Origin of the sequence: Eubacterium sp. An11 (assembly GCF_002161065.1) — a bacterium.
Lineage (GTDB): Bacteria > Bacillota > Clostridia > Lachnospirales > Lachnospiraceae > Anaerobutyricum > Anaerobutyricum faecale.
In genome coordinates, this window is the sequence record NZ_NFLV01000049.1 from 1 (window position 1) to 10,385 (window position 10,385).

Annotated in this window: 6 protein-coding genes; all 6 read right to left on the minus strand. The window is 37.4% G+C overall.

The genetic code is table 11. The annotated features are described in order from the left end of the window. Positions 1 to 236: 236 nt before the first annotated feature. The 6 genes from clpB to B5E53_RS17895 all read right to left on the minus strand — a co-directional run bounded on the left by clpB (position 237) and on the right by B5E53_RS17895 (position 10,267). Positions 237 to 2,822 (minus strand): ATP-dependent chaperone ClpB, encoded by a 2,586-nt coding sequence (clpB, locus tag B5E53_RS17875; protein ID WP_087317444.1) that lies wholly within the window; start codon positions 2,820 to 2,822, stop codon positions 237 to 239. A gap of 252 nt (positions 2,823 to 3,074) precedes the next feature. Next, positions 3,075 to 3,938, minus strand: coding sequence for a DUF2971 domain-containing protein (locus B5E53_RS17880; RefSeq protein WP_087317447.1), 864 nt, complete (start codon positions 3,936 to 3,938; stop codon positions 3,075 to 3,077). A 200-nt stretch (positions 3,939 to 4,138) separates the two neighbouring features. Further along, positions 4,139 to 4,261 (minus strand): hypothetical protein, encoded by a 123-nt coding sequence (locus B5E53_RS19885; protein WP_343215683.1) that lies wholly within the window; start codon positions 4,259 to 4,261, stop codon positions 4,139 to 4,141. A gap of 695 nt (positions 4,262 to 4,956) precedes the next feature. After that, positions 4,957 to 7,680, minus strand: a complete 2,724-nt coding sequence (locus B5E53_RS17885) for a DNA-directed RNA polymerase subunit alpha C-terminal domain-containing protein (RefSeq protein WP_087317449.1) — start codon at positions 7,678 to 7,680, stop codon at positions 4,957 to 4,959. Positions 7,681 to 7,692: 12 nt separating this feature from the next. Further along, positions 7,693 to 8,244 (minus strand): hypothetical protein, encoded by a 552-nt coding sequence (locus B5E53_RS17890; protein WP_087317451.1) that lies wholly within the window; start codon positions 8,242 to 8,244, stop codon positions 7,693 to 7,695. Between the two features lie 10 nt (positions 8,245 to 8,254). After that, positions 8,255 to 10,267, minus strand: coding sequence for an AAA family ATPase (locus B5E53_RS17895; RefSeq protein WP_087317453.1), 2,013 nt, complete (start codon positions 10,265 to 10,267; stop codon positions 8,255 to 8,257). Positions 10,268 to 10,385 lie beyond the last annotated feature (118 nt).

Consider the following 10,385-nt stretch of genomic DNA (forward strand, 5'->3'; position numbering starts at 1 on the left):
AATCTATGTAATAGAGCCTAAAGTGGCTCTGAATTACCGGAATATGTGGCTCTCATTCTCCGGAATGGTGGCTCTCAAAGTCCGGACAGGTGGCTCAAAGAGCCCCGGAATAATCACCTACATTTTACAATGACAAATTCCAATAAAAAACCCCGGCCGTTTTACCAGCCGGGGCAGAAATCATTGAAATGATATTCTTATCTGCAGTTTAGCACTGCATTTCTATACATTTTTTACTATTCTTTTATGGACGCCGTCAGCTTTCCATCCTGTTCATCAATTAAGATGACATCGCCTTCTTTCACATTTCCTTCCAGAATCAGTCTGGCTGCCAGTGTATCCACATGCTTGGTCAGGAAACGTTTCAGCGGACGGGCTCCGTAAGTCGGCTCATAGCCATGTTCAATGACAAAATCTTTGGCCGCGTCAGTCAGTTCAATCTTCAAATCTCTGTCGGCCAGACGTTTGTTGACATCGGCAAGCATCAATTCGATGATACCGCCAATATTGTCTTTGGTCAGAGGTTTGAACATGATAATCTCATCGAGACGGTTCAGGAACTCCGGACGGAAGTGAGCACGCAGGTCATTCATGACCATTTCCTCTGCTTCCGGACGAATGCTGCCGTCTTCGCTGATGCCATCCAGCAGATACTGAGAACCGATATTGGATGTCATGATAAGAATCGTATTCTTAAAGTCCACGGTTCTTCCCTGAGAATCTGTGATACGTCCGTCGTCCAGTACCTGAAGCAGTACGTTAAATACATCCGGATGTGCCTTTTCAATCTCATCAAAGAGGACAACTGAGTACGGTTTTCTTCTGACAGCTTCTGTCAGCTGACCGCCTTCCTCGTATCCCACATATCCCGGAGGCGCTCCGATCAGACGAGATACGGAATATTTCTCCATGTATTCACTCATATCGATACGAACCATGTTCTGCTCATTATCAAACAGGCTCTCCGCCAGGGCTTTGGCCAGCTCTGTCTTACCGACACCGGTCGGGCCTAAGAACATGAAGGAACCGATTGGTTTGGTCGGGTCTTTGATACCCGCTTTGGAGCGGATGATAGCTTCGGTTACTTTCTCTACGCCTTCATCCTGTCCGACAACCCTCTTATGAAGTTCTTTATCCAGATTCAGAGTCTTATTTCTTTCACTCTCTGTCAGCTTGGCGACCGGAATACCTGTCCAACGGCTGATAATCTTGGCAATCTCTTCATCGGTAACACTCTCGTGAACAAGGGAAGTACCTTTCTCTTTGGCCTTCGCCTCTTCCGCTTCCAGTTCCTTCTGCAGCTCCGGCAGCTTGCCGTACTGCAGCTCGGCGGCTTTATTCAGATCATAATTACGCTGGGCAATCTGAATCTCATTATTTAAGGCTTCGATTTCTTCCTTAATCTTGGAAACACGCTCCACAGCGGACTTCTCCTGATCCCAGGTAGCCTTCTGAATCTGGAAATTTTCCCGTAATTCTGCCAGCTCTTTCTGCAGATCCGCCAGACGTTCCTGGCTGAGACGGTCGGTTTCTTTCTTCAGAGCCGCTTCCTCAATCTCCAGCTGCATGATCTTTCTGCGGACCTCATCCAGCTCTGTCGGCAGAGAATCCAGCTCTGTCTTGATCATGGCACAGGCTTCATCCACCAGGTCGATGGCCTTATCCGGCAGGAAACGGTCGGAAATGTACCGGTTAGACAACACTGCCGCGCTGACCAGCGCAGAGTCCGTGATCTTAACTCCGTGATACACTTCATAACGGTCTTTCAAACCTCTCAGGATGGAAATGGTATCTTCCACCGTCGGTTCATCCACCATAACCGGCTGGAAACGACGTTCCAGGGCAGCATCCTTTTCAATGTACTGACGATACTCATTGAGGGTCGTGGCACCGATACAATGCAGTTCACCCCTTGCCAGCATAGGCTTCAGCAGGTTACCCGCATCCATGGCGCCCTCCGTCTTACCGGCGCCGACGATGGTATGCAGCTCATCAATGAACAGCAAAATCTGTCCTTCGCTGGCCTTAATCTCCTCCAGCACCGCTTTCAGACGCTCCTCAAACTCGCCACGGTATTTGGCTCCGGCCACCAGGGAACCCATATCCAGAGCAAATACTTTTTTATCTTTCAGAGATTCCGGCACGTCGCCTTTGACAATTCGCTGCGCCAGTCCTTCCACAACGGCTGTCTTTCCGACGCCAGGCTCACCGATCAATACCGGGTTGTTCTTGGTCTTTCTGGAAAGAATCCGCACAACATTTCTTATCTCATTATCACGGCCGATGACCGGATCAAGCTTCTGCTGTCTCGCCCTCTCCACCAGGTCGTAGCCGTACTTCTCCAGAGTCTCATAAGTAGCTTCCGGATTATCACTGACAACCTTCTGATTGCCCCGCACAGTGGACAGAGCCTGCAGAAAACGCTCTCTCGTGATACCGTAAGCCTGGAACAGCTTCTTCACTTCTTTATTCGGATGCTTCAACAGCGACAGGAACAAATGCTCCACGGAAACGTACTCATCGCCCATGGCCTTGGACTCGTCCTCCGCGCTGACCAGCACCTCATTTAAACTCTTGCTGATATAAACCTGACCGCCGGAAACCTTCGGTTTCTTCTCGATCAGCTGCTGGGTCTGCTCCAGAAATGCATCTTTATTGACTTCCATCTTCTCAATGAGCTTGAGAATCAGGCTGTCCTCTATGGTAAGGAGACTATACAGGAAATGCTCCTGGTCAATCTCCGGGTTGCCGTACTGATAGGCAAGCTTCTCACACTGATTAACCGCTTCGATAGACTTCTGCGTAAATTTATTAATATTCATGCTCATTCCTCCTTGTCCTGGAATAATGATAGAAAAATATCTACATAAAAGCATATATGCAGAGGCTGTTATATTCTTTCTATAACAACCTCTGCATATTTTATAACACAGTTTGTTAGCCAAGTCAATAGGTGAGTGCTAAATATTTTATTTTTTTGACCTTTGAAAAAACTCAATTTTCAAAAAAATAATTAAACTTTTTAGAATGTTTTTTTCTTCAAAAAAATATAAATATTAGATAAATTGCTATATCTATAGCACTTTAACCTTGGTCTCCCATCCTTCGCCTGATTTTGATAAAAATTTAATTTTTGCCTTTTCACTTTTACATTCTACCAATATAATCGCCATCGGATCAAATTTCATTTCAATATAATGTTTATTATTATTTTTATTAAGTTCTCTATCTGGCATTAGATCCACAATCTCTCCATCTTTATATATCATTGTGTTAATTACAAAACGAACTTCTTCTTCCTCAAAAAAATAACTTTCTTTATAAAAATTCCCCACATACATTAAATGCTGTAATATATATTTTACTTTTTCCTTCAGCACTATTCCAAAAGCTTGTGAATTTATCAGATCTGTGAATTCTTTCATTACAAGATTTTCTTGTTTCTTCTCTTCATAAATTATAGGAGCATATTTAACAATCTCATTATTCCTATTCTTTTTGTTCAATCCTTTAATCGAAACGCTTATTGATTTCCAAAATTTTTTAAAATCTACTTCAATCCTATATCCATCTTCCTTTGCATAATTTTCCCACATTGTGTTTGAATTATTATTTTTACAAGTAGATAACACAAATGTAGTATGATCATCTTTCAGAAACTTTTTTCTTGATTGTTCATCTCCTATAAATTCAGTCACATATTTCTTAATTTCTGGACTCTCTATATTATTTTGTATGTAATCAAAGACCTTTTCTAAAATAAGAACCCCTTCTTTAGGATCATCATTTCCAAAATCCATGATCTCTGTCATCCAAAAACAACCCTTGCAAATATTTAACACGGCATCTATTGAATTAGTATAATGAGACAATGTCGTCAATTCTTTTTTATTGTCATAAATACAACTATAATCGTTAAATCTTTTAAAGAAATTCATTATACTCTTTCTCCTTGTTCAATGCTGCACCTACATTAGTCTATTTCCCATAACAAACGCCACACAAAGGAGTCCCACTTTCATTATAATATAATAAAAAAAACAAATTTCCTTTCGTGAAAACGCCTCTATCTCAATCTTACAATAACTCTAAAAATACAAACATCTCTAATGGTTGACTATATCAGAGCATTTTGCCACTAAGCCGGATTATGAGAACCAGATACCTTCATGCCTTCCGGACGGTTCTGGCAGTCTTTGATCTGTGCGGCCCATTTCTGGAGCCGGTACTGCGTTGCTACAACAGATGTTTCTGATCTCATAGTGTAGACTCACCTCATTTCTACAGATGGTATCAAAAGTTGAGTTTGAGACTATTGATACCCGTTCATTAGAGTTGGAGTCTAGTATCTCACATATGTCTATAATTTTCGAGGTACGTACTATCTACCGTTTACATATGAGCAGACGCAGACAAACGAACTGCTTTTAGTAAGTTAAGATGAGGATAAATTTCTCATTTTAACTTGCGCTAAATCTTGACATAGGACCAACCATTCCGGAGAGTAAGGGCCAAATAAAATCCATGATTTTGTTATCAATAAATTACTTACTGGAATACTACTTGTAAAGGCTGCTAACGTCCCGCTATAGTGGCTCTGACCTTGACCAACATTACTCCAGGAAGTCTAAATCAATCAAGCAAAATCAACGTGACTCTGTGTCATCAGAACTATAGCTCCAATTTCGCCGGGCAGGCGGCTCTGTCACGCTATAATAATCAATGGATTAGAGCATACACCGATAAAAAGAAAATGCCTTGACGCTTTCAGAACTCTGATTATTAGCATACACACCGGTTGCTATTTTAATATATCGATATTATTTAGCACCAAAAGAAGTCATAACTATTATGTTTACTATGATTGTCCTGGATAGCTACCCCAAACTAAAGCGCCTTTTTTCTGCAACTACAATATCACAAAAAAATGTTATTATTTCTAAACTTTTTTATATATTAAAAGAACTCCTCTTGAAACAAATCTACTTCCTCTTCCGCACCCATCATTAATGTATCAATATAATCATCAAATGAATCTGTTACACAATTTTTCCAACTTCCACCTGATTTTAATTTTTCTGCAATTTTATAATAAGGTATATTTGTATTGAACATATCATTAACTGTATTTGTAAGATTTTGAACAGTCATTTTTCCTTTTTTTTCAACAATCCATTCACATATGTTACTCAGACTCAGTGCTGTGCTATTCTTGGCTAAGATAATTCCACCAGCAACAGAAAGAGAAAATATTTCTTCTTGTTGTCTGAAAATACATGTACACATCCATTCATTAGTCTGAAGCTTCTGAATTATGGATTCATCTTTTATGCTATTCCACAAACTATGTGCATTAAAATACTTATCTTCACAAACCGATAATATCCATCTTTGCAGTCTTTTTATTTCTTCTATTGTAATTCCATAGTTTTGTTTTACACATTCGATATCCATTAAGATTTTTGGCGCTATCTCTATATATTCCAATGAATTTTTCTTTTTTTCTAATGCAGATATGAATACGGGAAGCGTGGTCAACCTTCGATCAAGTTCATTCATATCAACAACATCTCCAGTAAATATTTCCATATCAAAGAAATTACTCATCGATCCATATTCAACATTGTATGCATATCCGGCGTTTAAAGAATATCCAATCCGTTTAAGTGCGGCTGCATTTAGCGCATCGCCTGATGAATGCACACAGATATTCTCAAATACTTTCTCCAAATCATCTCTAAACCATATTTTCTTTGTTGAAAGCATCTTTTTGAATCCATCTACATCTCGCTCATCAATTGCAGGAACATCAATTACATACTGGCCACCAATGTAATATACGCTAAGTGCATTGCTTATAGTCGGATTTCCCTGTGCTGATTCCTTATGAATGCCATAACGTTCCTCATAAGCTTGATAATAATCATAGTAATCAACGGGTGATATTTCTTTCAAAAAACGTACTGCCTGAACAGCCTCATCTCCTTCTCCAAAAATGATAACTGGTACACGACGACAATTAATCTCAAAATCATCTTTGTTCCAGTCTTCAAGAGATGATTTTATAACATAAAAAAGTTCATATCCATCTCTTATATCTAATTCTTCCATTAACTCACGATAATCTGCAAAGATTCTGTTTGATGAAATCACTAAATTATTATATTGATTAAAATCTATATTTTCCCATAGCTGATAATAATCTGCATCGCAATATCTTACACGATTCTGTTCATTAAATACAATATGTTTAGCATTACGCAAAAAATTAGTGACTGTTCGCATATTAATCTTCAACCGGGTTCGTGAATAGCCTTTTGTGTCTAGATAAGCATAATAGGCAGTTTCAAACTCATTCATTGACATAGCTCGTTCACTATTACTAAGTAAAACACGATATATCATTTCTGTTCTAGAAACATTCTGTTTATCATAACGCAATGTTTTTTCTTGCAAAAAATCTTTTAATCTATTAACAAATTTACCATCATATTTTTTTATACTGTTTTCTGTTAATTTTTCTTTTCCTTTGATATATTTAATCATCAAATATTCATATTGGATTTCTCCATATATCGAAAATGCATTACTAAATTCCTCTTTTGACAATCGAAAAAATTCAAAAGGTTCTTTAAAATAATCTTCCCACAACAAAGGAAATTTGTGAACAGTTCTTTTGATAATCTGTCGGGCTCCCTCCCTAGTTATTCCATAATCAAGTGCTATACTCTGTAAGCTATCTCCATCTAGTCGTTTTCCCATAATGCCAAATTCACGCTTCTCTTTATCACTTTCTTGCGCCATAAAATCTGTAATGTTACTACGTTTAAGGAAAATATATCCATTAATTTCTATACAGATAGTGCCATCACAAAACTTGTTAAATAATATGTCTTTATTAAATTCCAGATCTTGACACAAAATCTTCTTTTCTAATTCATTCATTTCTATAACGCCGTCGGGCGCAAGCTTTAAAAAGAATGTCACTAAATCTTCTCTTAAATCAGGTATTTCTAATAATGCAATTATATTATCAGAAAATATTTGATCAAACCCTCCATAAATAATCCGATCCAACAGCTCAGCTTTTTCTGCGTATTTATACAATTGATACCAGTATATCTGCCTAAAAGGCAACAATAAAATCGACAATCGATAAAAATACTCCTCCACTTCGGAATCAATCTTAATTTCGTCAGAAGTTGTTATTTTTTCTACTGATATCATATTCTCATTAAGCCATATTTCCATAGATTGTAGAATATCATTAACTGATTTTCTTCCAATATTCTTTACTTCTGCAAGGTCTTCTTCTTTAAGGACTGCCACTTTGTCTAACGTAACATATCCTGCACAATTCAGGGCATTATACGCTCTAATCGATAGCCCTAATTCCGATATTGAATGCTTTGATAATTCCAATAATTGATCTGAAGAAAAACATACCTCTTTCATGTAGTCAGTCTGCTCGTCTAAATCAGTTAATAAAATTTCTCCGGTATTAAGCTTATTCATAATATTCTCAATCTCTGAAACTGTTTTGGCTCCTACATTTTTTTGTTCTGCAATTATTTCAATTTTTGTCTCCATCAACTGATCAACAGTCTCTATCCCCAGCTTATGTAGAATATGTCTTGAGCGTGTTGATATAGATAAATTTTCAATTAATATTTTTTTCATCTTATCCACCAATTAATATTCTGGGCGAAATAATTGCTCTACATCTGTAGTTCCCTGTCTGCTTTCAATCAAGTTTCTCTGATCAAAAATCGTCTTATATGCATAATCAACCGTTTCATCAACTCCTAGCGTTGCACTATTCGAAAAACACTCGTACAAAAGTTCAATACCACCAAAAACATAACTATTAAATAAATTTAATGCATCTTTCATAGCAGTTATCTCTTCCGGCTGTATCGGAGGAATAGCATTTTCATCCATTTTATCACGATAACGAAAACAAATATTTATACGCTCTTCCTCTGACCATTTCATAGATGTATCATTAAGAATTACTAATTTGAACAATTCATTACATTTTATGTTTTCTGTATTAAATGCATCCGAATATATTCTAGCTCGATCAGTGGAATCACTGGCTATAGACCTCTTATCATATAATATTCCTAACATAGCACCTGTCATGTAAACATCTATATATCGTTTAAAAGCTTTCGCATCATTCACAAGATATTTTATATATGTAGCATGTTTACCATAAATCGTGTAGTCACCTTCAAACATTTTTCTCACCTCAATCTACTATTTTCGTATGGGATTCTGTCTTTTTCATCAATTTGCAAGATTTACCAACATGCGCTGCCATAACCGGTTCTGCATACTGCCAATCCTTTTCCATAACAAACATAATAACCTGATTTGCGACTTCTGGCAGTACACCAGAAATATTCTTAATATGAGTTTCATCGGCATTAGAAAACGGAGCATCCATAACTAAAGGATACGCTTCATTTTCCCATGAAATAGTATCTGAAGCATTATGTCCCAATGAGGCCTTTTCTTTTGCCAAATCTACAAGTCCTGCAATAAATGCAAAATTTTTAACTCGTTTCAGACCTTCCGATTCTCCCGTAATGACTTCTTTTCCATTCAAATGTGCAAATAAGGTGACATGATACTGCTTGTCAATTTGAACCCGACGTTCTCCATGATACATTCTAGAGAAAATTTGATTGACTCTCTCTTGAAGACGCACTCTCATCTCCTGCTCTTTTTCAGCATAAGCCTCATCAATCCAAGCACAAATTCTTTCAGCATAAGCCAAATATATAATTAATCTTTTATTTCGTTCTGATGCAGATACTAAACCATCATATTCTTTTTGTGCTGAATCAATTGCAGCTATACATGCGCCAATATCTCTATTACACCGTTCTTTTTTCTCATTCATTCTCTTGATGTCACTTTTTATGCGATTCATATCTCCTTCATAGCTACTCATATTTTCCTTACCGAAAATACTTTCATCTATTCGACTGATATCATCCTCCAACTGTGCAATAGTATTTCTATGTTTTTGTATCTCCTTATATTGCTGTTCAGATATTTGGTAAAACTGAGCAACACTTCTTCTGTCTGCTTCCAACAATTGCTTGAAATTACGTATTGCAGTACCAATATGTGCAGGTGGAAGATATTTCATCTCTTGCATAATATGATAATATGCATCATTTCCCACCCCGCCATTCTTATCCGTAACAATAGGTGCACCGCATATACACCTGCCCCGCTTTATTATGTCTCTAATAGAGGCTTCCGTCATGTCGCGAATACCTTTGTCATCCACATTCGCATTTGCAAGGAAATCCTCCGCCTGATCCATTAACGGAAGAGCTACATAAGTAGTAATATAGTCATTATAATAGTTCATAAACAAGTTATTGCAACGAACCAACTCAGCTTTTTCATCTTCCAATTTTCTTTCATACTCTTGCTTTTGACGCTGTAACTCAGCCGTGCTCTGATTATCGCGAAGAATTTCTGCAATTTTTTCCTTTTGCAAATTTAAAGATTCCAGCTCATTATCAGCATTTTCAATCTCTCTTTGCAATTTCTCTTTTTTCTCTGTTTCTCTTGAAATTGTATCTTGCGCATTCTTGGCTCTTTCATCTCCATCAGAATCTAGTGCATTATTCCATTGTCCAATTGCAGTATTTTTTAATGTACGCGAACCCAAATGCTTTCTTGCATTATTAACCGGGGCCAACCCTAATAAACCTTGAACAGCTTCAGATAAATCTTTTCTTGTACTTATATCTGAAACCCGCTCAGTGTCGAAGAAAAAATACCCCGATAAAGACTGTGGGAGAATCGAATTTATAATGTTTCGCTCTTCTCCTTCTCTTACTGGTTTTGTAATGCCATTTTCCTTGTACGATACAGATAATTGACTATTTAATGCATTCCAGCTACCATATGCACGATCTACATATGCTTGGGTCCGCCGTACAATATATTCAGTATCTTTATGTAATAAAAGCACCTCAACAAAAACTTCACACTTTTTCTGAATACCAGCCTGCTCATTTGCTACTTCTAGATTAAGCAAAAAATCCGGGTTACTATCTTTCGGAAAATCTGCAACACCATATAAACACCAATTAAAAGCCTGTAAGATTGTTGTTTTTCCGAAAGTATTATCTCCTAACAGAACAGTAACATTTTTGTCGGCATCCGTTGAAAATTCTAATTTCTGATTTCCTTTAAACTGCCGAAAATCATTGAGAGTTATACTTTTAATCAGCATTTCCTTCCCCCCTAGTATAATAATGGTGTAGTCAATAAGACTACTCGGTTAATAAGTTTCTATGATTAGATAACAGAAGAAGGTGTTCTTCCTTCATCAGATGTTATCCTAAAATAAT

What these genes read in the sequence shown, in the direction of transcription:
- B5E53_RS19885 (WP_343215683.1), bottom strand. Translation starts at nt 4,261, where the DNA reads ATGAGATCAGAAACATCTGTTGTAGCAACGCAGTACCGGCTCCAGAAA.
- clpB (WP_087317444.1), bottom strand. Translation starts at nt 2,822, where the DNA reads ATGAATATTAATAAATTTACGCAGAAGTCTATCGAAGCGGTTAATCAG.
- B5E53_RS17890 (WP_087317451.1), bottom strand. Translation starts at nt 8,244, where the DNA reads ATGTTTGAAGGTGACTACACGATTTATGGTAAACATGCTACATATATA.
- B5E53_RS17895 (WP_087317453.1), bottom strand. Translation starts at nt 10,267, where the DNA reads ATGCTGATTAAAAGTATAACTCTCAATGATTTTCGGCAGTTTAAAGGA.
- B5E53_RS17885 (WP_087317449.1), bottom strand. Translation starts at nt 7,680, where the DNA reads ATGAAAAAAATATTAATTGAAAATTTATCTATATCAACACGCTCAAGA.
- B5E53_RS17880 (WP_087317447.1), bottom strand. Translation starts at nt 3,938, where the DNA reads ATGAATTTCTTTAAAAGATTTAACGATTATAGTTGTATTTATGACAAT.